Source organism: Sulfitobacter sp. 1A12056, assembly GCF_043558125.1.
Taxonomy (GTDB): Bacteria; Pseudomonadota; Alphaproteobacteria; order Rhodobacterales; family Rhodobacteraceae; genus Sulfitobacter; species Sulfitobacter faviae.
Genome location: NZ_JBIFFY010000006.1, coordinates 147,286 through 169,739 on the forward strand (window position 1 = coordinate 147,286; position 22,454 = coordinate 169,739).

The window sequence follows — 22,454 nt, forward strand, 5'->3', positions numbered from 1 at the left end:
TCCCTCAGATCTCCATATCACCATCAAGGAACGAGAGCGGATCGACATCGTCGGGCAGTTCCTGCTGCCACGCCTCTTCCTCGGTCTCATAGGTTTCGGGCTTCCAGATTTGGAAGGTGTCACCGGCGGCGATAAAGAACGCCTCGCCGTTGAGTTCGATCTTGTTGCGCAGCTTGGCGGGCAGCACCAAACGGCCTGTCTCATCTACCGTCGTGGGGAAAGACTGACCGTGGAACAGACGCTGAAGCGCCTTGCGCTGCATGGAGCCGCGCGGCATGCGGTCGATCTTGGCGTCGACCTCTTCGATGGCTTCCATGGTATAGCATTCAAGGTAGTTGCGGCGGTGATCGCCATAGACGATGACCAGCTCGGGATTGTCGCCGTTCTTCCAGTTCGGGTCGCCAGCCTCCAACACACGCCGAAAAGAGGCTGGGATAGACACCCGCCCCTTCGTATCGACTTTGTGGTGGCTTTCGCCTCTGAACCTGCGGCTCACTTGTTGTCCCTGCCTCTTGCGCCTTTGCGCTTAAACTCTTTATTCGCCTCAATCCCCTGCCCCGGAAATGGAAACGGCGGGTTGATCTGCTGCCACTGATCAACCCGCCGCCCACGTCCCGCAGCTTGGCGGGGGAAGTCCGACTGCGCGCGCCACCTGGGGGGATGTCTGCTCGCTCGCGCGCCGGATCTCTTTGGTCTGATGAAAGCGAGGTGCCTGTATGAAACCTGCTAGGTTTTGATTTATTTTGGGGTCGTTTGCTGCCCCGTGTCCCGTTCTCATCCGATGCATAAGGGATGCCATGGGAATTGATGGGCGTCTAGATATTTTTTGGATTTCCGCCCAATATTTTGTTTTGCACAGGCTGTGAGAACAACATCTGGTATAACTTTTCGGGCGCGGCGTGGCTTAATTTGGGATCATCTAAGTCCAGAACACTATATCTTGTTAACGAATTGCGACCTGCACAATATCCCACAGTTTCCCACTAAAATTTGCTCACATAGTTATCCACAGGGCATGTTCGTTGCCTGTTCCGCAGAATGCGCGCAGAGCATTCGAATTGCACGCCAATTCCCGTGGCTGCGAATCGGGCAAGACCCCCAATGAAGCAAGGGGCGCCCATGATTTCCCAGACTTCCCATGCATTCCCGCGACTTTTCCCATGACCTCCCAGCGGCCCATGCTTTCCCAGCCGCGCAGCTCCTCCCGACAGCGGTATCTTGTCCTTTCGGCCCACGCACGGCATGTAATGGCGCGAAACGGAGGGAGTGCATCATGATCCAAGCCACGGCTCTATTTACCCACGCGCTGAACATGCTGTTTCACGCGCCCTCAACCACGCTGCGGGTGATCCTGCCTGCGGTGCTTTGGGTGATGGGGGCCGCCGCTGCAGCGGGCTTGCTGGCGGGGGATGCGCTTGGGGCCATGGATCAGGTGATCGAGAACGCCGCCCCGCCGCCTGCGGGTCAACTTCTGATCCTGATCGCCTGCGGGCTGGCGGGCATCCTTGGCTATGCGCTGATGGCCATCCTCTGGCACCGCTATGTCTTGCTTGATCACGAGGGAAGCGCCCTGCGCCCGGGCATGGGGCTGTTCTGGGCCTATGTCTGGCGGGCCATCGTTTTGGGTTTCGTGCAGTTTCTCGCGGCCATCCCCATCGGCCTTGCCATGCTACTCTTGGGCGGGCTGACCGGATCGAGCCCGGCGGCACTGCTGTTGATCGGGCTGGTGGCGGGGGTGGCCTTTCTTTGGCTGGCGCTGCGGCTCAGCCTCGTGCTGCCCGCCGCCGCTCTGGGCCACGTCATGTCGGTCCGCGACAGCTGGCGCGCGACCGAGCCTTTGGCCGGCACGCTTTGGGCGCTGGCCGTATTGCTGGCGGTGGTGAACACGCTACTCGGCGTGATCGCCAGCATGTTGCTGCCCGCCGACCCCGGCCTGCGGCTGATGCTAGATTCCCTGCTCTACCTTATAGAGGGGCTGGTTTTCGTCTCGATGCTGACCACACTTTACGGCCACCTGATCGAAGGGCGCGAGCTGGGCTAACCGCCCGCGCCGCCCCCGTCAGGCCATACCACCGTCGATCAAGCCCTTCGCGAGCCGGGCATAGGCATCGGCCATCGGCCCCTCGCCCGCGGCGACCGGTGTGCCGCTGTCCCCGGCCAAACGGGTATCGAGATCAATCGGCAGGCTGCCCAAAAGCGGCACGCCCATCTTCTCGGCCTCCGCCGCCACACCGCCTTGGCCAAAGATCTCATGCTGAGAGCCACAATCGGGGCAGACGAATGTCGACATATTCTCGATCAATCCTAGCACCGGGGTTTTCAACGTGGCGAACATGTCGAGCGCCTTGCGCGCGTCGATCAGCGCCACGTCCTGAGGCGTGCTGACCACGATGGCGCCCGAAAGCTCGGACTTGGTGCAAAGCGTCAGCTGCACATCGCCGGTGCCGGGTGGCAGATCGACAAGCAGCACGTCCAGTTCACCCCATTCCACTTGCCCGAGCATCTGCTGCAGCGCGCCCATCAGCATCGGCCCACGCCAGACAACGGCCTTGCCCTCTTCCAACATGAAGCCGATCGACATCATGGTGACGCCATGGGCCTGCAAGGGAATGATCGTCTTGCCGTCGGGGCTGGCGGGGCGCTTGTTGACCCCCATCATGCGCGGCTGGCTGGGACCATAGATATCGGCATCCAGAAGCCCCACCTTGCGCCCGGCCCGCGCCAGCGCCACGGCGAGGTTGGAACTGACGGTAGATTTGCCCACACCGCCCTTGCCAGAGCCGATGGCGAGGATGCGCTTCACGCCGCTGGGTTTCATCGGCCCCTCTTGCGGTTTGGGATGCCCGCCGACCTTAAGACTGGGCGCTTTCGGTGCGGGGCCATGCGCGGTCAGCGCGACCGATACATCACCCACCCCCGGCAGATCGCGGACCACCTGCTCTGCCGCGTCGCGCAACGGTGCCATCTGCCGCGCCACATCGGCATTGGGCGCTTCGATGACGAATCGCACCTTATCGCCTTCGACCACCAGCGCGCGGACCAGATCATGGGACAGCAGGCTCTTGCCGTCGGGCAGTTGCACCCGCGCGAGCGCCGCTTCGACTTCTGCTTTGGTCACAGACATGCGCAAATTCTCCTCTATTACGGCTTCTGAAATGGCAGGTTCTGCGCCAAGCGCAAGGGGACGGCCCTTTTTGCATAGGGAAGAGGCGCAATGCCCAAGGATTACGCAGGGGTACCATGTTTTTGCCGCATAGCAGCATTGCAAAAAGAAATATTGTGCACGCGCAGCAATTAGCGCTAACTTAGGTCCATAGGCAGGGCCAAGCGCCCCGCTTTCGGAAAGACCAGACACATTCTTCCTCCTCCCGAATGTGTCTGATTTTACCAAGACTTGGATGCATCCACTCCTCCTCCCGGATGCAGGCAAGTTTGGAAAGACCAGACGCGTCCATCCTCCTCCCGGATGTGTCTGTTATTGGCGGCGACATCTACCTCCTCCCAGATGTCGTCGCCCCTTTCCCCCCCTCCCCATATATGACAGTTTTATGACCCTGCGCCCTTTTGCCGCGCGGGCAAAACCGTTTTTTATCAATTAGTTGCGCCACTCAGAACCTATGCGCTTTCTGCATAGCGGCATTGACTTTATGCCCGTTGTGCAAATGCAGAAAGGGCGTAAATAGCAGGCAACGAGATGATCCACAGATGAAAAAAGAGGCGCCGAAATGGCTTACATGAACACAACCACCGCAAACACAACTTCCGTCTTCGCCCGTATCGGCGGCGCATTCGAAGCACTGGCAACCCGCTACAAACAGCACCGTCTGTACCGTGAAACTTTCGACGGTCTGAGCGCGTTGAGCAACCGCGAACTGGCCGACCTTGGTCTGAGCCGTTCCGAACTGCGCCGCGTCGCATGGGAATCTTCCCGCGGCTAAGTAGAAATAGAGATCGGACGTCAGAACCCCTCCCTGTTCTGTCGTCTGAAAGCCGGGGTGCGCGTCACTTTCCTCCTCCCTGAATGAGGCGGACCCCGCAAGGAGACCCGAAGCCGACCCTCCCTCGACGCTTCGGGCCGACATAGAAACGGCGGCACCTTCCTCCCAAGGTGTCGTCGTTTTTGTTTGTAAGGTCTTGTTCAGGCAGGCTTTTGGCAGCCCGCCCCAGGATACGCTTTTAGAAGGGAACGTCTTTCCCGCCGGTCAAGAAGCGCGAGACGACCTTTTTGGTCCCGGCCTTCTCAAAGGCGACTTCCATCTTGTCACCTTCGATGCCAATCACTTCGCCATAGCCGAATTTATCGTGGAAAACACGCTCACCCATCTCAAAGGCGGCGACCGCCTGCATGTCGATCGTGACATTGCGGCTTTCGCGCGGCTGGCTGGTGCCCCGCGCCCCGCTGCGCGATTGCAGGCGTTTCCAGCCCGGTGAATTATAGACATTCGCGCTTGCGGCACGGTCATGTAGGTCCGATTGCGGCATGGCCGCGCCAAAGCCACCGCCGTAAAGCCCCGGCGGAGTCAGCACATCCACATGTTCTTCGGGCAGCTCATCAATGAAACGCGACGGCATCGCATTTTGCCATTGGCCAAAGACCCGGCGATTGGCAGCAAAAGAGATGGTGCAAATCCGCTCCGCCCGGGTGATGCCGACATAGGCCAGCCGCCGCTCTTCTTCGAGCCCTTTCATCCCGCTTTCATCCATCGAACGCTGCGAGGGGAACAGCCCATCTTCCCAGCCTGGCAGGAAAACCATGGGGAATTCCAAACCCTTGGCCGCGTGCAGCGTCATGATCGAGACCTTCTCGCCATCGCCCTCCTGCTCATTATCCATGATCAGGCTGACATGTTCGAGGAAGCCTTGCAGGTTCTCGAACCCTTCCAAGGCTTTGACGAGTTCCTTGAGGTTTTCCAGCCGCCCCGGCGCTTCGGGCGTTTTGTCATTCTGCCACATGCCGGTATAGCCGCTTTCGTCGAGAATCATCTCGGCCAGTTCGACATGAGACACTTCAGGCGGGCCGTAATCCACCCGCAGCGGTGCGGCACCATCATCGAGCACCGAGTCGTCCTCGCTGATCTCAATCCGCGGGCCCTGCAGCATGGATGACCAACGGTCGATCCCGTCGATCAAAAGCCGTAGTTGCGCCGCCCCTTTGCCGCTGATCCCGCCATGGGCGAGAAGGATTCGTGCGCCTTCGACAAGGTTCACCCCATGATCCCGCGCCGTGCGCTGGATTTTCTGCTGCGCCTTTTCGCCCAAACCCCGCTTGGGCGTGTTCACAATCCGCTCGAAAGCCAGATCATCATCGGGGCTGGTGACCACGCGGAAATAGGCCATGGCGTCGCGGATTTCCAAACGCTCATAGAATCGCGGGCCGCCAATCACCTTATAAGGCAGGCCAATGGTCAAAAACCGGTCCTCAAAAGCGCGCATCTGGTGGCTCGCCCGGACGAGAATCGCCATATCGTCAAGCGAGAAGGGGTCGAGCCCCCTCGTGCCGCGCTGCGCGGATTCGATCTCATCCCCGATCCAACGGGCCTCTTCCTCGCCATCCCAATGGCCGATCAGGCGGACCTTTTCGCCCTCGGTCTCTTCGGTCCAGAGAGTCTTGCCCAAGCGCCCCTCATTGCCCGCGATGACGCCCGAGGCGGCGGCGAGGATATGCGGGGTCGAGCGGTAATTCTGCTCAAGCTTGACCACATGGGCGCCGGGAAAATCCGTTTCAAACCGCAGGATGTTGCCCACTTCAGCCCCGCGCCAGCCATAGATCGACTGATCATCGTCCCCCACGCAGCAGATGTTCTTGTGCCCCTGCGCCAGAAGCCGCAGCCACAGATATTGGGCCACGTTGGTATCCTGATATTCGTCAACGAGGATGTATTTGAACCAACGCTGATACTGCGCCAACACATCCGGGTGCGCCTGGAAAATCGTCACCATATGGAGCAGCAAATCGCCGAAATCGGTCGCGTTCAATTCGACCAGACGACGTTGATATTGCGCGTAAATCTCCGGCCCGCGGTGGTTGTATGCCCCGGCATCCGCGCTCGGGATTTTGTCCGGGGTCAGCGCGCGGTTTTTCCAGCCGTCGATGATCCCCGCCAGCATCCGCGCAGGCCAGCGCTTGTCGTCGATCCCTTCGGCGGCGACCAATTGTTTGAGCAGGCGCAACTGGTCATCCGTATCGAGAATGGTGAAATTGCTTTTCAGCCCCACCAATTCCGCATGCCGCCGCAGCAGCTTGACGCAGATCGCGTGAAAGGTGCCGAGCCATGGCATCCCCTCGACCTGCTGGCCCAGCATCTGGCCCACGCGGGTCTTCATCTCGCGCGCGGCCTTATTGGTGAAGGTGACCGCCAGAACCTCATGCGGGCGCGCGCGCCCGGTGTTAAGCAGATGCACGATTCGCGCCGTCAACGCCCGCGTTTTGCCGGTGCCCGCCCCGGCGAGCATCAGCACGGGGCCATCCAACGTCTCGACCGCGGCCCGTTGGGCGGGGTTCAACCCATCCAGATAAGGCTGCGGACGCGCGGCCATGGCGCGGGCGGACAGGGAGGCGCCCTCAAAGGCGTCCATTTCGTCAAAATCACTCATGCCCGCAATCTAGCGCGTCCGGGGTACGAGATAAAGAGACGTTCCTCAAATGTTCTTTCGAAAGATATTCAAGTCCCGATTTGGCGCCGCTGCGGGCAAAACCGGGTGAATTTAAAATGCGGGGAAAATCTTTACCCGTTGATAATGCTTTGGCGGCAATCTGCTGACACAACGATAAACGAGAGGAACCGCTCATGTTCAGAAACGATGATACTTCGGTACTGCGCCGAGAGATTGACCGGTTCAAGCTGCCGATGTTCATTGCGGAATTGAACGCCGACAGCGGGCATTTCGAACTTTTGGCTCTCAACACCGCCCATGAGGCGCACAGCGGCATGGTGATGAGTGAGGTGATAAACCGCCCCCTGCACAGTTTCATGCCCCATGAAGAGGCCGAGGCGGTCAATGAACGCTATGCGCGCTGCGTCTCGAACGCGGGGCAAATCCGCTATCGCGAGATGCTGCATATGCCACGAGGGCCGCTCATTTGGGACACCACGTTGCATCATGTGCAATCCTACCGCGGTCTTGACCGGGTGGTGGGCAGCGCCATCGTTGTGGAGCGGGTCCAACGGGACAACCGCGATACCCTCGCTTTCGAGGATGTGCGCTATTTCGCGGCGACATCTTCGTTCAAACTCGAACAAATCTCGACGGTGCTGGATGCTGCCGAAAAGGGACTGATCGATCCGGCGAAGCTTACCGGATCGGCGGGGATGCTGGCCGGGCTCTGCCGCGCCATCGACAGCACCATGCAAGAGCTACGCTCGATCGCGCAGGAACGTCTGGATGCTGAGGCCAATCCGACCGTGCATCTGATCGACATGGAGGACGCCAGCGCCAGTGAAGGCGACGAAATCGAAGCAGCCATCGCAGCGCTTGTCGATATGGCCGACAACCTACCGACCCCTCCGGTGCGAAAGGTAAGCGAGGCCGCACCGCTGGCCCGGTCCGTTTTTCGGCAGTAGCGCCTCGGCGCCCCACCCGGACGGCAGCACCCTCACCCCGGCTCCGACGCAGCCGCACCATCTGGACAAACCGCAACCCTTTGGCGCAAATGCCGCCATGGACCTACATGCAACCTACCCCGCCCTTTCGGACCTTCGCAGCCGCGCGCAGTCGCGCCTGCCGAAATTCGTTTGGGAATACCTTGATTCCGCCACCGGGACGGAGGCCACCAAACACCGCAACCGCGCGGCGCTGGACCGTGTCGGACTGATGCCTTCGGTGTTGCACGGCGAATTCACCCCTGATCTCAGCGTTGATCTGATGGGGCAAAAGCTCCCCCTGCCCTTCGGCATGTCCCCCTTGGGCATGTCCGGCCTGATCTGGCCCGATGCCGAAGCCCATCTTGCCCGCGCGGCGGATCGCGCAGGCATCCCCTTCGGCCTGTCCACCGTAGCCGCGACCTGCCCGGAAGATGTCGCGCCCCATCTGGGCGCGCATGGTTGGTTCCAACTCTACCCGCCGCGCGACCCGGAAATTCGAACCGATATGCTGGCACGGGCCAAGGCTGCGGGTTTCACGACTTTGGTCCTGACCGTCGACGTGCCGGTCGCCTCGCGCCGTGAGCGGCAGACCCGTTCTGGCCTGACCAGCCCGCCCAAACTGACCCCACGGCTGCTGGCGCAGGTCGCGATGCGCCCCGCTTGGGCCATGGGCATGGCCCGTCGGGGTCTGCCGCATATGAAAATGCTCGACAAATACACCGAAGGCACGGCCACCGCGAACCTGCCGCCGACCGCGCATGTGGGCTATCTGCTGCGCACCGCGCCCGATTGGGACTATTTGCATTGGCTGCGCGATCACTGGGAAGGGCCGCTGGTGATCAAAGGCGTGCTGCGCCCCGAAGACGCCACGAAGATGGAAAAGGCCGGGGCCGATGCGATCTGGGTCTCGAACCACGCAGGCCGTCAGTTCGACGCGGCCCCCGCCAGCGCCGAGGCGCTGCCCGCCATTCGTGCCGCCACGAAACTGCCGGTGATCTTTGACAGCGGCGTGGAATCGGGCCTTGATATCCTGCGTGCCTTCGCGCTCGGCGCGGATTTTGTCATGCTGGGCCGGGCCTTCCACTTTGCCCTCGCCGCCCTTGGGCCGCGCGGGGTCGATCACCTGATCGATGTGCTTGCCCGCGACCTGACCGCCAATATGGGACAGCTGGGCGCACAAAACCTGCGCGACCTCCCCGCCCCCTTTGATCTATCGCCGCTCTGATCGGAAAGCTTGCAGAAATGTGACAAAGACGGCCACAGCCCTCTTGCGCTGCACCGCAGCATCCCTAAGCTGCCTTTAAAACCAGCAGGGGAGACCAGCCAGTGACCGATTTTAAAAAGATCCTGATCGCGAACCGTGGTGAGATCGCGATCCGCATCATGCGCGCCGCCAATGAGATGGGCAAGAAAACGGTCGCGGTCTACGCCGAGGAGGACAAGCTGGGCCTGCACCGTTTCAAAGCGGACGAGGCCTATCGCATCGGTGAGGGCCTCGGCCCCGTTGCGGCCTATCTCAGCATCGACGAGATGATCCGCGTGGCCAAAGCGGCGGGTGCCGATGCCATCCATCCGGGCTATGGCCTGCTGTCGGAAAACCCGGAATTCGTCGATGCCTGCGAGAAGAACGGCATCACCTTCATCGGCCCGCGGGCCGAGACGATGCGCGCCTTGGGGGACAAAGCCTCTGCCCGTCGCGTCGCGATGGCGGCGGGCGTACCGGTCATCCCCGCCACCGAAGTGCTGGGCGAAGACATGGACGCGATCCGCGCCGAGGCGGCCGAGGTCGGCTACCCGCTGATGCTCAAAGCCTCTTGGGGCGGCGGCGGGCGCGGGATGCGGCCGATCATGTCCGAAAAGGAATTGGAAGAAAAAGTCCGCGAAGGGCGCCGCGAGGCCGAAGCCGCTTTCGGCAATGGCGAGGGCTATCTGGAGAAGATGATCTTGCGCGCCCGCCATGTCGAAGTGCAGATCCTCGGTGACAAACAGAGCGACATTTACCACCTTTACGAACGCGACTGCTCGGTCCAGCGCCGCAACCAAAAGGTCGTCGAACGCGCTCCCGCCCCCTATCTGAGCGAGGAGCAACGCGCCGAAATCTGCGAATTGGGCCGCAAAATCTGCGCCCATGTGAACTATGAATGCGCGGGCACCGTCGAATTCCTGATGGATATGGAAACCGGCAATTTCTACTTCATCGAGGTGAACCCCCGCGTACAGGTCGAACATACCGTCACCGAAGAGGTCACCGGCATCGACATCGTTCGCGCCCAGATCCTCATCGCCGAGGGCAAACCGCTGGCCGAGGCGACGGGCAAGGCGCGGCAAGAGGACATCACCCTCACCGGTCACGCCCTGCAAACCCGCGTCACCACCGAAGACCCGCAGAACAATTTCATCCCCGACTATGGCCGCATCACCGCCTACCGCTCGGCCACCGGCATGGGCATCCGCCTTGACGGCGGCACGGCTTATGCGGGCGGGGTGATCACGCGCTACTACGACAGCCTGCTGACCAAGGTCACCGCCAAGGCGCCCACGCCCGAGATGGCGATTGCGCGGATGGACCGGGCCTTGCGTGAATTCCGCGTGCGCGGGGTCAGCACCAACATCGCCTTTGTCGAGAACCTGCTGAAACACCCGACGTTTCTTAGCAACGAATACACCACCAAATTCATCGACGAGACGCCCGAACTGTTCCAGTTCGAGCAACGCCGCGACCGTGCGACCAAGGTGCTGACCTATATCGCCGACATCACCGTGAACGGCCATCCAGAGACCAAGGGCCATGCCCTGCCCGCCGCCCATGTACGCGATCCCAAGCCGCCCGCGCTGCGTGGCGAGCCGCAGATGGGCACGCGTAACCTCTTGGAACAAAAGGGCCCCCAGGCCGTGGCCGAGTGGATGGGCCAACAGCGGCAACTGCTCATCACCGACACCACCATGCGCGATGCGCATCAGTCGCTCTTGGCCACGCGGATGCGCAGCCTTGATATGATCAAGGTGGCCCCCGCCTATGCCGCCAATCTGCCGCAGCTCTTCTCGGTCGAATGCTGGGGCGGGGCGACTTTCGATGTGGCCTATCGCTTCTTGCAGGAATGCCCGTGGCAACGCCTGCGCGACCTGCGCGCGGCCCTGCCCAATGTGATGACCCAGATGCTGCTGCGCGCCTCCAACGGGGTGGGCTATACCAATTACCCCGACAATGTGGTGCAGAAATTCGTGGCCACGGCGGCCAATACCGGCGTCGACGTGTTCCGCGTGTTCGACAGTCTCAACTGGGTTGAGAACATGCGCGTGGCGATGGATGCGGTCGTCGAATCCGGCAAGATTTGCGAGGGCACGATCTGCTACACGGGCGACATCTTTGACCCGGACCGCGCGAAATACGACCTTCAGTATTACGTCAACATGGGCAAGGATCTGAAGGCCGCCGGCGCTCATGTGCTGGGGCTGAAAGACATGGCAGGCCTGTTGAAACCCGCCCAAGCCCGCGCGCTGGTCAAGGCGTTGAAATCCGAGGTTGGTCTGCCGATCCATTTCCACACCCATGACACGGCGGGCAGTGCCACGGCCACCATCCTCGCGGCCTCTGAGGCGGGCGTCGATGCGGTCGACTGCGCGATGGATGCGCTTTCGGGCAACACCTCTCAGGCGACGCTCGGCACCGTGGTCTCGGCCCTGCAACATACCGACCGCGACACCGGGATCGACATGAAAGCCGTGCGCGAAATCTCTGATTATTGGGAAGAAGTCCGTGGCCACTATGCCGCCTTCGAGACCGGCATGCAGGCGCCCTCCTCCGAGGTTTACCTGCATGAAATGCCCGGCGGCCAGTTCACCAACCTCAAAGCGCAGGCCGCCTCTATGGGGCTGGAGGACCGCTGGCCCGAGGTGGCGCGCACCTATGCGGACGTGAACCAGATGTTCGGCGATATCGTGAAGGTCACGCCCTCGTCCAAAGTCGTGGGCGACATGGCGTTGATGATGGTCTCCCAAGGGCTGACCCGGGCGCAGGTCGAAGACCCGAATGTCGATGTCTCCTTCCCCGACAGCGTGATCGACATGATGCGCGGCAACCTCGGCCAGCCGCCGAATGGCTTCCCGGCGGGCATCGTCAAGAAGGTGCTGAAAGGCGAGACGCCGAACACCGAACGCCCCGGCAAACATCTGGCACCTGTCGATTTGGAGGCCGTGCGCAAGGAGCTTTCCGAGCAGTTGGACGGCATGCAGATCGACGACGAAGACCTCTGCGGCTATCTGATGTATCCCAAGGTGTTCCTCGACTACATGGGCCGCCACCGCGTCTACGGCCCGGTGCGCACCCTGCCCACGCATACCTTCTTCTACGGCATGGAACCGGGGGCGGAGATCTCGGCCGAGATCGATCCCGGCAAAACCTTGGAAATCCGTCTTCAGGCCGAATCCGAGGCCGGTGAGGATGGCGAGGTGAAGGTCTTCTTTGAACTCAACGGCCAGCCGCGGGTGATCCGTGTGGCGAACCGGCTGGTCAAGGATGCCACGGTGCAGCGCCCCAAGGCCGAGGCGGCCAATCCCGATCACATCGGCGCGCCGATGCCGGGGGTCGTGGCCTCCGTTGGGGTGAAGGCGGGCCAGCAGGTCAAAGCGGGCGACCTGATCTTGACCATCGAAGCGATGAAGATGGAGACGGGCCTTCACGCGGAACGCGATGCGGTGGTAAAGGCCGTGCATGTGCAGGCCGGTGGCCAGATCGATGCGAAGGACCTGCTCGTAGAGTTAGAGTGAATCACCCCCGGGCGCGGCCCCTTGCCGCGCCCCCACAAGGAGCGAGCCGATGCATCTCTCTGCGATAACCCTGATCGTCCCCGACTATGACGCCGGCATCGCCTTTTACTGCCGCGTCATGGGGTTCGAACTGACCGAGGACGTCGACCAAGGCCGCAAACGCTGGGTCCGCGTCACCCCGCCGGGCGCTGAGACGGGGTTTGTTCTGGCCCGCGCGGACGGAGAGGCGCAGCGCGCCGCCATCGGCAATCAGGGTGCGGGCCGTGTTTGGCTGTTCTTGAAGGTCGAGGATTTCGCGACAGAATTTGACCGCCTGACCGCTGCGGGCGTGACCTTCGAAGAAGAACCGCGTCATGAGCCCTATGGCAAAGTGGCCGTTTTTCGCGATCCTTTCGGAAACCGCTGGGATTTGCTGGGCGATTGACCCCTCCCGCGGCTCCGCGCCGCATTGCCATTGCCCAGCCGACCGCTATCTTGGCTCTTGACTGAGCCTGAGCGATCCCATGCCCTACGAATGGACAACCCCGCCCCGTGCCAACCCGCAGCAGATGCGCCTTTGGCCGCATCAATCCCTGCCCGCGCGCGGCTTTGCGGCCTTTATGTTGGCCAGCTTTACGCTGGCGATGATTCCGCTTTTCGCCATGCTCGGCACCGCCCTGCTCTGGGGGCTGCTGCCCTTCGTGCTTCTGGCCTTGGGGGCGGTCTATTGGGCTTTGCAACACAATCACCGCGCCCGCCAGATCGAAGAGGTGCTGACCCTCGACGACACCAGGGCGCGGCTGGTGCACACCACCGCCAAGGGCGAGGTCAAGGATTGGGACTGTAACCGCTATTGGACCCAAGTGAAGAAATACGACGATGACGGCCCCGTGCCGCATTACGTCACCCTACGCGGCGAAGGCCGCGAGGTTGAGATCGGTGCCTTTCTCAGCGAAGAAGAGCGGATCGCGCTTTACGACGATCTGGCACGGCATCTGCGGAACTGAAAAGGGCCAAACCCAGCGCCCCAGCATCCTACCGGATGTACTGAACTGACGTGGGCTCCGAAGCATCTTGTATTTTAGTTGAAAAACGCTCTCACAGAAATCTGCAAGGACGTTCGGTTCCTAAAATGCGGGCTAAGCAACCGTTCGTACGAAAACCTCACAATTACCGATCCGATGGACGGGAGAAGCCAGTAGCATTTACAAGCCTACTTGCCCTTTCCGCCCCCGGCAGGTCCATTTGAGCGGCCACCACCAGATGGATTGCCTGTTTGACTGGGCCATCCTCCACCGTTCCCTTGTCCTTTGCCCATCATTTTCTCCTATGGATTGACTTCGAAGATTGTCACATTTTATCTATCTCTTGCCAATGTTTATCTCCAGTTTCCTGCAACGATGAAGAGATTCTTGGCGAACGATTTGTCATTTGATAGTCAAATTTTTCTACCATTTGGAAATTACCAGCATGTCTAAAAAGGGCCAGACCTTGCGGCCCAGCCCTCTGTTTTTTTTCAACTTAAGCGCGGCTCAGCTCAGGCGGTCTTTGATAACCGGGCCCACTGCGCCGAAATCCATTTGGCCGGTATAACGCTCTTTCAGCAGCCCCATAACCTTGCCCATGTCGCGGATCGAGGTCGCACCGACATCGGCCACGGCCTTATCCACGGCGGCGGCGGTTTCGGTGACGCTGAGCTGCCTTGGCAGGAATTCTTCGATCACCTCGACCTCCTCGCGCTCGCGCTCCGCAAGGTCCAGCCGCCCGCCCTCTTCATAGGCGCGCGCCGATTCCTGACGCTGTTTGGCCATTTTGCTGAGGATGCCCAGCACCTCGGCATCCGACACGCCCTCATCCTTGCCATTGGCCCGGGCGGCGATGTCCTTGTCCTTGATCGCGGCGTTGATAAGCCGCAGCGTCGAAAGCCGGTCCGCCGCCTTGTCTTTCATGGCCTGTTTCAAAGCATCCGAGATGCGCATCCGCAATGACATGGTGGTTTCCTGTGTTTCGCTAAATCCAAGGGTCGCAGCTTAGCGGCTCTCTCGCTGCGGAGCAATGGGGGGCGACCATAGGTAAACCCCTGTTCTGAAACGATATCTCATTTCCCTCCGCCTATTGACCCCGCGCCCGCGCGGGATTAGGTTGCCACCCGTTTACCCGCCCCTTTCTGCCCGGAGACTGCCCCATGTCCGCGCCCGCTCGCCCACGCCCAACCGCCTGCCTTGCCCTTGCGGATGGATCGATTTTCTACGGCATGGGGTTTGGCGCGACCGGCCAGACCGTAGCGGAGTTGTGCTTCAACACCGCGATGACCGGCTACCAAGAGATCATGACCGACCCGTCCTATGCGGGCCAGATCGTGACCTTCACCTTCCCGCATATCGGCAATGTGGGCACCAATCCCGAAGATGATGAGACGGGCGATCCGGTCGCTGCGGGCATGGTCGTCAAATGGATGCCCACCACGCCCAGCAGCTGGCGCAACATTCAGCCGCTGTCGGATTGGCTGGCGTCGCGCGGGCGCATCGCCATCGGCGGTGTCGACACCCGCCGCCTGACCCGCGCAATCCGCCAGCAAGGTGCGCCGCACGCCGCCCTCGCCCACGACCCGGATGGTAACTTCGACATCGAAGCGCTGGTCGCCGCCGCGCGCGATTTTGCCGGGCTCGAAGGGATGGATCTGGCCAAGGACGTGACCTGCGCCCAGACCTATCGCTGGAACGAGATGCGGTGGGCATGGCCCGACGGCTACGCGCCGCAAACAGAAGCCAAGCACAAGGTCGTCGCCGTGGACTATGGCGCGAAACGCAACATCCTGCGCTGCCTCGCCTCTGCGGGCTGCGATGTCACCGTGCTGCCCGCCACCGCGACCTATGACGACATCATGGCCCATGAGCCCGATGGCGTCTTCCTCTCCAACGGTCCCGGCGATCCGGCGGCGACGGGCGCCTATGCCGTGCCGATGATCCGCGAGGTTTTGGACAAGACCGATCTGCCGGTCTTTGGCATTTGCCTTGGCCACCAGATGCTTGCGCTAGCGCTTGGGGCGACCACCGTTAAGATGAGCCACGGCCATCACGGCGCCAACCACCCGGTCAAGGATTACGACACCGGCAAGGTCGAGATCACCTCGATGAACCACGGTTTCGCTGTCGACGGGCAATCTCTGCCCGAGGGCGTGCGCGAGACGCATGTCTCGCTCTTTGACGGGTCGAACTGTGGCATCCGCGTCGATGGCCGCCCGATTTGGTCGGTCCAGCACCACCCCGAAGCCAGCCCCGGCCCGCAAGACAGCTACTACCTGTTCGAACGGTTTAGCGAAGCGATGGCCGAGCGCAGCGCGTAAAACTTTCTACATGCACTGATTGCACAGGCGACTTTTAACTCTCGATTAACGGTCGCCTGCCAGTCTCATTCCGGAACCTCGACGGGGCACGGAATGAGCAACCTTCGCCTGAAACTCTCAGCGCCGCGGATGGCCACCGCGCCCGCCCGCCGGATGCGGTTGGGCCAACATCTGATCGCCGCAGGGGTCATTGGCCCGCGCGATCTGCTGCACGGGCTTGACCTACAGCGCCGCATCGACGCCCCTCTGGGCGAAGTTCTGGCCACCGAAGGCTTGGTCGCCTCCGATGACATCGTCAAAGCGCTTGCCCGGCAGTATGGCGCCCAACCTGTCGACTTGACCCGCAGCCCCTGCGATCAACGTCTTGCGGCTCGGATACCCGCGCGTCTCTGTCTGCAATTCGGTGCCGTGCCATGGCTGGAACTGGGGGACCGGCTTTTCGTGGCCAGCGGTCGCCCCGCGGATTTTCCTCACCTTTGCAACGCCTTGGGGGAGCGGGGGAAAACTTTGGTGCTGGTCGTCGCCGACCCCCGGCAGGTGCAGACCCAGATCGGCAGGCTCTATGCCGCGGAACTGGCGGAACATGCCGTCACCCGCGTGGCGGATGCAGAAAGCTGTCGAAACTGGGGCGTGCGCAGCTGGAAACGGCGGTTTGCGCTGCGGGGTATTCTGCTGTCGCTCTTTGCGCTATTGGTGCTTTTCCCCTCCGCCCTCCTTACGATCGCTCTCCTCTGTGGCGCGCTCACTCTGCTGCTAACCAGCGGACTCAAAGCCGCGGCCCTTTGGGCCTCTCTCACCCGGCCCAAGCCCCCACGGTCGCCGCCGAATGCCGCAGAGATTAAGGGATTTCGCCTGCCCCGCGTCTCGGTCCTCGTGCCCTTGCTGCATGAGGAAGAGATCGCGCAGGCGCTGATCGCGCGGCTTTCGCGGCTCACCTACCCGAAATCGCTGCTGGAGGTGGTTCTGGTCCTCGAAGCGAGTGACAAGCTCACCCGAGCGACCATCGCACGCACACCCTTGCCGCCATGGATCAGCGTGATCGAAGTGCCCGATACCGGCGCGCTTAAAACCAAACCCCGCGCGCTGAATTACGCGCTCGATTTCTGCCGCGGCAGCATTATCGGCGTTTGGGATGCGGAGGATGCGCCGGAGCCGGACCAGATCGAACAGATTGTCACCCGCTTTCACAACGCGCCCGAAAATACCGCTTGTTTGCAGGGGGTTCTGGATTTCTACAACAGCCGCGGCAATTGGATGGCCCGCTGTTTTGCGATCGAGTATGCGACTTGGTGGCGGGTGATCCTACCGGGCGTGGCCCGGCTGGGGCTGGTCGTCCCGCTGGGCGGCACCACGCTGTTTTTCCGGCGCTACATCCTCGAACGGCTCGGCGCTTGGGACGCCCATAACGTGACCGAGGATGCCGATCTGGGCCTCCGGCTGGCACGGCGCGGCTATGTGACCGAACTGATGCGCACCATCACCTATGAAGAGGCCAATTGCCGGCCTTGGCCTTGGGTGCGGCAACGATCCCGTTGGCTGAAGGGATATCTCATCACTTGGGCGGTCCATATGCAAAGACCACGCGCCCTGCTGAAAGACCTCGGCCCCCTGCGGTTCATTGGCGTGCAGGCGATCTTCCTCTCCACGGTTTCGCAATTCGCCCTCGCGCCCCTTCTCTGGTCGCTGTGGCTGAGTTTTTTCGGGCTGTATCACCCGGTCACGGACTGGCTTGCGCCACCCGTCCTGACGGCGATCTTCGCGCTGTTCATCCTATCGGAATTGCTGAACTTCTGCGTCGCCACCATCGCGGTCTCAAACCGGGGTCAACGGCATCTGCTACCGTGGGTCATCACCTGCCCGCTCTACTTCGCATTAGGCGCCTTGGCCGCCGCCAAAGCGCTGTTTGAGCTCTATCGCAGCCCACATTTTTGGGACAAAACCGCCCATGGGCATACTCTGCCGCGCTATGTAAAACCCCGCAAAAGGCTCAAAAATCATCCTCGCGCCGGGCCGCTTCCTGCTTCAACCGGGTCATGAAGGCGACGGAGATATGCGTGCGCAGCGCCTCATCCGCGCCATCCTCATCGCGGGCTTCGATCATCTCCACGATGCGGTTATGTTCGGCCTGCGCAATCTCCCCCCGCCCTTCCACCGCGAGAGATGAAGTCGCCATCAAGGCCATAGAGCGGTGCACGAGGTCGAGCTGCTGCACCAAATAGCGGTTGTGCGACGCCAGATGGATCTGCTTGTGAAACCGTTTATTCGCCCGTGCCAGCGCATTGGGATTGCCCGCCAGCGCGTTGTCGGCATCCACCATCTCGCGCAGCACGCGCACCTCCTCGGCGGTGGCATGGCGAGCGGCCAGACGCGCGGCCAGCCCCTCCAGCTCGCCCCGGACGACGTAAAGCTCGGCCATCTGGTTGTGATCCAGCGAGGCCACGATCAGGCTACGCCCGTCCCGCATGAGCAGAGACTGCGTCTCAAGCCGTTGTAATGCCTCGCGGATCGGCGTGCGCGAGACGCCGAAACGCTCGGCCAATTCGCTCTCCACCAAGCGGTCACCGGGGCGATAGGTGCCAATGTCGATGGCCTCCAGAATCATCGAATAGGCGTCGGTCGGGCCGGTCTTGGGGTCGGGCATCAGCTATCAGTCCTTGAAAGTTGCGCCACCTTACTCACCGCGACCATTTGCGCAACCCGGCAGGGCTTGCGCGGCTGCGCGTCTCGGCCTACCTCTGCGCCATGCCGCGCGATGCTTTTTCTCATGTCACCACTTGGGTCTTCGACCTTGACCAGACACTCTATCCGCCCGAGGCGCGGCTTTTCGACCTGATCGAAGCGCGTATGGTCGATTGGGTGATGCGCGCGATCAAGGTCGACCGCGCCGAGGCCAACCACCTGCGCCAGCATTATTGGCAGACATACGGCACCACGCTGGCCGGCTTGATGCGCGAACACGGCGTCGACCCCGGCCCCTACCTGACCGAGGTGCATGACATCCCGATGGACCGGCTCACCCCCGATCCCCTGCTCGCTCAGGCCATTCGCGTGTTGCCGGGGCGGCGGATCGTCTACACCAACGGCTGCGCGCCCTACGCCGAACGGGTGCTTGAGGCCCGCGGCCTTTCGGGGCTTTTCGACGCGGTCTATGGTGTCGAACACGCTGATTTCCTGCCCAAACCCGAAGCCGCCGCCTATGACAAGGTCTTTGGCATCGACGGGTTCCAGACCGCCTCCGCCGCCATGTTCGAGGATGATCCACGCAACCTCGCCGCGCCCCACGCTCTGGGGATGCGCACGGTGCATGTGGCCCCGGAACGTGGCGAAGGCGATCACATCCACTACCATACGCAAGATCTTTGCGAATTCTTAACACGGGTGGCGGGCTGATGACCTTCGATTGCGATATCCTGATTTCCGGCGGCGGCATCGCCGGGTTGACCGCGGCGGCGGCCTTTGGCGCGGCGGGCTTCAATGTGATCTGCGTCGACCCCACCCCGCCCGTCACCGATGGCGCCGCCAAGGGGGCCGACATGCGCTCCACCGCGCTGCTGCAACCGGCGCGGCGCCTGTTGGAGGACGCGGGTCTTTGGGACTGTCTTGCCCCCCATGCCGCCGCCCTGCAAATCATGCGGATCGTCGATGCGGGCGGCGAAGACCCGACGCCGCGGGTGACCCGCGAGTTCGACGCCGCCGATATCTCTGACGCACCCTTCGGCTGGAACTTTCCCAATTGGCTGCTGCGGCGCGAAATCCTGACCCGGCTTAACGAATTGCCGAACGTGGATTTCCGCCCCGGCACCGGCACCACCACGCTTTTCACCCGCCAAAGTGAAGCGCGCGTGGGGCTGAGCGATGGCAGCCGGATCAGAACCCGGCTCGTCATCGCCGCCGACGGGCGCAACAGCCCCATGCGCGAAGCCGCCGGGATCGAGGTCACCACCCGGCGCTACGGGCAAAAGGCACTGGCCTTCTGCGTGACCCATCCGATCCCCCATGAAAACGTCTCGACCGAGGTGCACCGCTCCGGCGGTCCTTTCACCCTCGTGCCCCTGCCCGACCGCGACGGCATGCCCTGTTCTGCCGTGGTCTGGATGGACGATGGCCCCGCAACCCAGGCCCGCGCCACGCGCGACCCCGCCGCTTTTGAGGCCGAGGCGACCGCCCGGTCGGCCAATCTCTTCGGCCCGCTCACCCTCGCCAGCCCCCGTGCCCTCTGGCCCATCATCAGCCGAGAGGCCAAACGTCTTTCTGCCGAACGGCTGGCCCTCGTGGCGGAAGCCGCCCATGTGCTGCCCCCCATCGGGGCACAGGGGTTGAACATGTCGCTGACCGATATGGCGACCCTGCTGGAACTCGCCCGCGCCGCACCAGAACGCCTCGGCGATGCCGAGATGCTGGAGGCCTATCACAAGGCCCGCCACGCCGATATCGCGCTCAGGGTCCGGGGCATCGACCTGTTGAACCGCGCCAGCCAAGCCAGCAGCCCGCTTGCCCGAGACGCGCGGGCGGCAGGGCTCAACGCGCTCTACGCCCTGCCCCCGGTGCGAAAAATGCTGATGCAAATGGGGCTGGGCCTGCGCCGCTGAACTGCGGCGCAGAGGGTCTTACAGAACCTCATCCAACACCGCCGTCAGCCGCGCCACGGTCGCGTCGACATCATAAAGCTTATCCAATCCGAACAGCCCCAGACGGAAGGTGCGGAAATCATCCGGCTCCCCCACCTGCAACGGCACCCCGGCGGCGATCTGCATGCCATGGGCGGCGAAAGCCTTGCCGTTTTGCACATCGGGATCAGCAGTATAGCACACGACCACCCCCGGCGCGGCGACCCCCTCTCCGGCGACTGAGGTTACACCGCGGTCGGCCAAGACCTGACGCACCGCTTCGCCCAACCGCCACTGCGCCTCTTTCAGTCGGTCAAACCCATAGTCCCGCGTCTCTTGCACCGTATCGCGGAACACGCGCAGTGCGTCCGTCGGCATGGTGGCGTGATAGGCATGGCCGCCCGCCTCATAAGCCTTCATGATGTCGCGCCATTTGCGCAGATCGATGGCAAAACTGTCCGACGTGGTCTCATTCAGCCGCGCCTCGGCCCGCGCCGACATCATCACCAAACCGGCCGAGGGAGAGGCACTCCACCCCTTCTGCGGGGCCGAGATCAGCACATCTACCCCAAGCGCCTTCATATCCACCCAGACACAGCCCGAGGCGATGCAATCCAGCACCATCAGCGCGCCCACCTCATGGGCCGCCGTGGCCATTTCCTTGATATAGTCATCCGGCAGGATCATGCCCGAGCTTGTCTCCACATGCGGGGCGAACACCACCTGCGGCTTCTGCGTGCGGATCGCGGCGGTGACCTCGTCGATCGGGGCGGGCGCAAAGGGCGCGGGGCTGGCATTGCCCTGCATCCGCGCCTTCATCACCTCGGCGCTATTGGTCAGATCGGCACTCTCGATGATCTGGCTCCAGCGGTAAGAGAACCAGCCGTTGCGCACCACCAGCACATCCTGCCCCCGCGCGAACTGCCGCGCCACGGCCTCCATCGCGTAGGTGCCGCCACCGGGCACCAGCAACACGGCATCGGCGTTATAGACCTCACCCAGCCAGGTCGAGAGGTCGCGCATGACCTGCTGAAACTCCGCCGACATGTGGTTGAGCGATCGGTCGGTAAAGACCACGCTGAATTCATCAAGCCCCGAAGGGTCTACCGTGTCGAGCAATGCCATCGTTCTTCCTCCATCATTCGAAGCAAAGGCATATGGCCCGCCACGGCAAAAGGCAAATGCGGCTAAAGCGGCCCCGGCAGGCGCTCTTCGCTCAACAGCACGTTGGCCTCCACCTCCCCCGCGCCGGGCAGGGTCATGATCCGACGCCTGAGCACACGCTCGAAATCCGGCAGGTCTCGCGCCACGACCCGCAGACGATAGTCGAACAACCCCAAAACATGTTCCACCGTCTGCACCTCGGGAATGGCCGAAACCGCCCGCTCGAAATCCTCCAAACTGACCCGCCCGCGCGTGGCCAGCTTGATGCCCAGAAACACCGTGACGCCAAAACCCAAAGCCTCGGCATTCAAGCGCAACCGCCGCCCGGCAATCGCGCCGCCCTCCTCCAGCCGTTTGATCCGCCGCCATGTCGCAGGCTGCGACAGGCCCAAACGGCGCCCCAAGGCACTGGCACTTTGATTGGCGTCCCGCGCCAGCGCCCGCAACAAAGCGCGGTCAATGTCATCAAGCTCGATCACAGCGGCAGCCCCTCCTGCGTCTTGATCCGCGCCACATGCATCAGCGCCTCAATCTCAGCGATATGCGGCAGGGTCAGGATGCGACTGCGGTAAATCTGCTGATAATGCCCCATGTCCCGCGCAATGATCGACAGCCGCAGATCGACACGCCCCAAAAAGGTCTGCAACTCGATCACCTCAGGCACCTGCCGCGCCTCTGCCGTGAAAACATCAAAAGCATTCGCCTGCGTCTTGTCCAAGGTCACCCGCAAGGACACCTCCAAAGCATAGCCAAGCGCCGCCCAATCAATCACCACCCCGCTGCCCTGCACGATCCCCTGATCTTGCAGCCGCGCAATCCGCCGCGCCGCCTTGCCGGAGGTGATATTGCACCGCTCCGCCAATTCCCCGGGGCTGAGACTCGGCTCTGCCTGCCAATAGCGCAGAATACGGCGATCCAGATCATCAAGCATGATTTTTCCGTTTTAGAGCGATACCACGAATAACTATCTTCATCCTTTCACAAATACCTCTGCGATGACAATGGCTA

Annotated in this window: 19 protein-coding genes; 11 read left to right on the top strand and 8 right to left on the bottom strand. The window is 62.1% G+C overall.

The annotated features are described in order from the left end of the window. Nucleotides 1-4: 4 nt before the first annotated feature. Complete coding sequence (gene mraZ, locus ACGYLD_RS12830; RefSeq protein ID WP_082851962.1) at nucleotides 5-496, bottom strand: division/cell wall cluster transcriptional repressor MraZ; 492 nt, start codon at nucleotides 494-496, stop codon at nucleotides 5-7. A gap of 777 nt (nucleotides 497-1,273) precedes the next feature. Here mraZ and ACGYLD_RS12835 point away from each other — a divergent pair. Beyond that, complete coding sequence (locus tag ACGYLD_RS12835) at nucleotides 1,274-2,041, top strand: hypothetical protein (RefSeq protein WP_271693369.1); 768 nt, start codon at nucleotides 1,274-1,276, stop codon at nucleotides 2,039-2,041. A gap of 18 nt (nucleotides 2,042-2,059) precedes the next feature. Here ACGYLD_RS12835 and ACGYLD_RS12840 read toward each other — a convergent pair whose 3' ends face one another. After that, nucleotides 2,060-3,124, bottom strand: coding sequence for an Mrp/NBP35 family ATP-binding protein (locus tag ACGYLD_RS12840; RefSeq protein ID WP_271693368.1), 1,065 nt, complete (start codon nucleotides 3,122-3,124; stop codon nucleotides 2,060-2,062). A gap of 610 nt (nucleotides 3,125-3,734) precedes the next feature. On the opposite strand from ACGYLD_RS12840, the gene ACGYLD_RS12845 reads away from it, so the two are divergent. Beyond that, entirely contained in the window at nucleotides 3,735-3,938 is a 204-nt protein-coding gene (locus ACGYLD_RS12845) for a DUF1127 domain-containing protein (RefSeq protein WP_271693367.1), read from the top strand. A 238-nt stretch (nucleotides 3,939-4,176) separates the two neighbouring features. Here ACGYLD_RS12845 and ACGYLD_RS12850 read toward each other — a convergent pair whose 3' ends face one another. Beyond that, nucleotides 4,177-6,594, bottom strand: coding sequence for an ATP-dependent helicase (locus tag ACGYLD_RS12850; RefSeq protein ID WP_394402760.1), 2,418 nt, complete (start codon nucleotides 6,592-6,594; stop codon nucleotides 4,177-4,179). Between the two features lie 194 nt (nucleotides 6,595-6,788). Here ACGYLD_RS12850 and ACGYLD_RS12855 point away from each other — a divergent pair, with 194 nt between their 5' ends. From ACGYLD_RS12855 to ACGYLD_RS12875, 5 genes are all read left to right on the top strand, one after another. Continuing rightward, the gene (locus tag ACGYLD_RS12855; RefSeq protein ID WP_168611980.1) at nucleotides 6,789-7,562 is read left to right on the top strand and encodes a hypothetical protein; all 774 of its coding nucleotides are present in this window, start codon (nucleotides 6,789-6,791) and stop codon (nucleotides 7,560-7,562) included. Between the two features lie 97 nt (nucleotides 7,563-7,659). Beyond that, nucleotides 7,660-8,808, top strand: a complete 1,149-nt coding sequence (locus ACGYLD_RS12860) for an alpha-hydroxy acid oxidase (RefSeq protein WP_271693364.1) — start codon at nucleotides 7,660-7,662, stop codon at nucleotides 8,806-8,808. 101 nt (nucleotides 8,809-8,909) lie between these two features. Next, complete coding sequence (locus tag ACGYLD_RS12865) at nucleotides 8,910-12,350, top strand: pyruvate carboxylase (RefSeq protein ID WP_276154035.1); 3,441 nt, start codon at nucleotides 8,910-8,912, stop codon at nucleotides 12,348-12,350. Nucleotides 12,351-12,399: 49 nt separating this feature from the next. Beyond that, on the top strand, nucleotides 12,400-12,774 hold the full coding sequence (locus tag ACGYLD_RS12870; protein WP_271693362.1) for a VOC family protein: 375 nt from the start codon (nucleotides 12,400-12,402) through the stop codon (nucleotides 12,772-12,774). A 79-nt stretch (nucleotides 12,775-12,853) separates the two neighbouring features. Continuing rightward, complete coding sequence (locus tag ACGYLD_RS12875; protein ID WP_271693361.1) at nucleotides 12,854-13,336, top strand: DUF2244 domain-containing protein; 483 nt, start codon at nucleotides 12,854-12,856, stop codon at nucleotides 13,334-13,336. A gap of 525 nt (nucleotides 13,337-13,861) precedes the next feature. On the opposite strand, the gene ACGYLD_RS12880 is transcribed toward ACGYLD_RS12875, so the two are convergent. Further along, entirely contained in the window at nucleotides 13,862-14,320 is a 459-nt protein-coding gene (locus ACGYLD_RS12880) for a GatB/YqeY domain-containing protein (RefSeq protein ID WP_067262660.1), read from the bottom strand. A gap of 194 nt (nucleotides 14,321-14,514) precedes the next feature. On the opposite strand from ACGYLD_RS12880, the gene carA reads away from it, so the two are divergent. Together carA and ACGYLD_RS12890 are read left to right on the top strand one after the other, a co-directional pair. Further along, nucleotides 14,515-15,675, top strand: a complete 1,161-nt coding sequence (carA, locus tag ACGYLD_RS12885; RefSeq protein ID WP_271693360.1) for a glutamine-hydrolyzing carbamoyl-phosphate synthase small subunit — start codon at nucleotides 14,515-14,517, stop codon at nucleotides 15,673-15,675. A 93-nt stretch (nucleotides 15,676-15,768) separates the two neighbouring features. Next, nucleotides 15,769-17,712 carry a glycosyltransferase family 2 protein gene (locus ACGYLD_RS12890; protein WP_271693359.1) on the top strand — a complete coding sequence of 648 codons (1,944 nt, stop codon included), beginning with the start codon at nucleotides 15,769-15,771 and terminating at the stop codon, nucleotides 17,710-17,712. Here ACGYLD_RS12890 and ACGYLD_RS12895 read toward each other — a convergent pair. Continuing rightward, the gene (locus ACGYLD_RS12895) at nucleotides 17,663-18,316 is read right to left on the bottom strand and encodes a GntR family transcriptional regulator (protein ID WP_209217897.1); all 654 of its coding nucleotides are present in this window, start codon (nucleotides 18,314-18,316) and stop codon (nucleotides 17,663-17,665) included. The two genes, ACGYLD_RS12890 and ACGYLD_RS12895, sit on opposite strands and share 50 nt — an antisense overlap. A 101-nt stretch (nucleotides 18,317-18,417) precedes the next feature. Here ACGYLD_RS12895 and ACGYLD_RS12900 point away from each other — a divergent pair, with 101 nt between their 5' ends. After that, complete coding sequence (locus ACGYLD_RS12900; RefSeq protein ID WP_209218181.1) at nucleotides 18,418-19,065, top strand: pyrimidine 5'-nucleotidase; 648 nt, start codon at nucleotides 18,418-18,420, stop codon at nucleotides 19,063-19,065. Continuing rightward, nucleotides 19,065-20,264: a UbiH/UbiF family hydroxylase gene (locus ACGYLD_RS12905; RefSeq protein WP_271693358.1), complete on the top strand. Its 1,200-nt coding sequence runs from the start codon at nucleotides 19,065-19,067 to the stop codon at nucleotides 20,262-20,264. Before ACGYLD_RS12900 ends, ACGYLD_RS12905 begins: the two co-directional genes overlap by 1 nt. An 18-nt stretch (nucleotides 20,265-20,282) precedes the next feature. Here the strand turns inward: ACGYLD_RS12905 and ACGYLD_RS12910 are convergent, their stop codons facing one another. From ACGYLD_RS12910 to ACGYLD_RS12920, 3 genes are all read right to left on the bottom strand, one after another. Continuing rightward, nucleotides 20,283-21,407, bottom strand: coding sequence for an aminotransferase class V-fold PLP-dependent enzyme (locus ACGYLD_RS12910; RefSeq protein ID WP_271693357.1), 1,125 nt, complete (start codon nucleotides 21,405-21,407; stop codon nucleotides 20,283-20,285). A 62-nt stretch (nucleotides 21,408-21,469) separates the two neighbouring features. After that, complete coding sequence (locus tag ACGYLD_RS12915; protein WP_067262685.1) at nucleotides 21,470-21,925, bottom strand: Lrp/AsnC family transcriptional regulator; 456 nt, start codon at nucleotides 21,923-21,925, stop codon at nucleotides 21,470-21,472. Next, nucleotides 21,922-22,377 carry an Lrp/AsnC family transcriptional regulator gene (locus ACGYLD_RS12920; protein ID WP_271693356.1) on the bottom strand — a complete coding sequence of 152 codons (456 nt, stop codon included), beginning with the start codon at nucleotides 22,375-22,377 and terminating at the stop codon, nucleotides 21,922-21,924. Before ACGYLD_RS12920 ends, ACGYLD_RS12915 begins: the two co-directional genes overlap by 4 nt. Nucleotides 22,378-22,454: the final 77 nt, after the last annotated feature.

Bases quoted from the DNA above. Each gene is read 5' to 3' on its own strand.
- ACGYLD_RS12900 (WP_209218181.1), top strand. From the start codon at position 18,418: ATGCCGCGCGATGCTTTTTCTCATGTCACCACTTGGGTCTTCGACCTT.
- ACGYLD_RS12835 (WP_271693369.1), top strand. From the start codon at position 1,274: ATGATCCAAGCCACGGCTCTATTTACCCACGCGCTGAACATGCTGTTT.
- carA (WP_271693360.1), top strand. From the start codon at position 14,515: ATGTCCGCGCCCGCTCGCCCACGCCCAACCGCCTGCCTTGCCCTTGCG.
- ACGYLD_RS12890 (WP_271693359.1), top strand. From the start codon at position 15,769: ATGAGCAACCTTCGCCTGAAACTCTCAGCGCCGCGGATGGCCACCGCG.
- ACGYLD_RS12860 (WP_271693364.1), top strand. From the start codon at position 7,660: ATGGACCTACATGCAACCTACCCCGCCCTTTCGGACCTTCGCAGCCGC.
- ACGYLD_RS12880 (WP_067262660.1), bottom strand. From the start codon at position 14,320: ATGTCATTGCGGATGCGCATCTCGGATGCTTTGAAACAGGCCATGAAA.
- ACGYLD_RS12855 (WP_168611980.1), top strand. From the start codon at position 6,789: ATGTTCAGAAACGATGATACTTCGGTACTGCGCCGAGAGATTGACCGG.
- ACGYLD_RS12850 (WP_394402760.1), bottom strand. From the start codon at position 6,594: ATGAGTGATTTTGACGAAATGGACGCCTTTGAGGGCGCCTCCCTGTCC.
- ACGYLD_RS12845 (WP_271693367.1), top strand. From the start codon at position 3,735: ATGAACACAACCACCGCAAACACAACTTCCGTCTTCGCCCGTATCGGC.
- ACGYLD_RS12875 (WP_271693361.1), top strand. From the start codon at position 12,854: ATGCCCTACGAATGGACAACCCCGCCCCGTGCCAACCCGCAGCAGATG.
- ACGYLD_RS12920 (WP_271693356.1), bottom strand. From the start codon at position 22,377: ATGCTTGATGATCTGGATCGCCGTATTCTGCGCTATTGGCAGGCAGAG.
- ACGYLD_RS12895 (WP_209217897.1), bottom strand. From the start codon at position 18,316: ATGCCCGACCCCAAGACCGGCCCGACCGACGCCTATTCGATGATTCTG.
- ACGYLD_RS12910 (WP_271693357.1), bottom strand. From the start codon at position 21,407: ATGGCATTGCTCGACACGGTAGACCCTTCGGGGCTTGATGAATTCAGC.
- ACGYLD_RS12870 (WP_271693362.1), top strand. From the start codon at position 12,400: ATGCATCTCTCTGCGATAACCCTGATCGTCCCCGACTATGACGCCGGC.
- ACGYLD_RS12840 (WP_271693368.1), bottom strand. From the start codon at position 3,124: ATGTCTGTGACCAAAGCAGAAGTCGAAGCGGCGCTCGCGCGGGTGCAA.
- ACGYLD_RS12905 (WP_271693358.1), top strand. From the start codon at position 19,065: ATGACCTTCGATTGCGATATCCTGATTTCCGGCGGCGGCATCGCCGGG.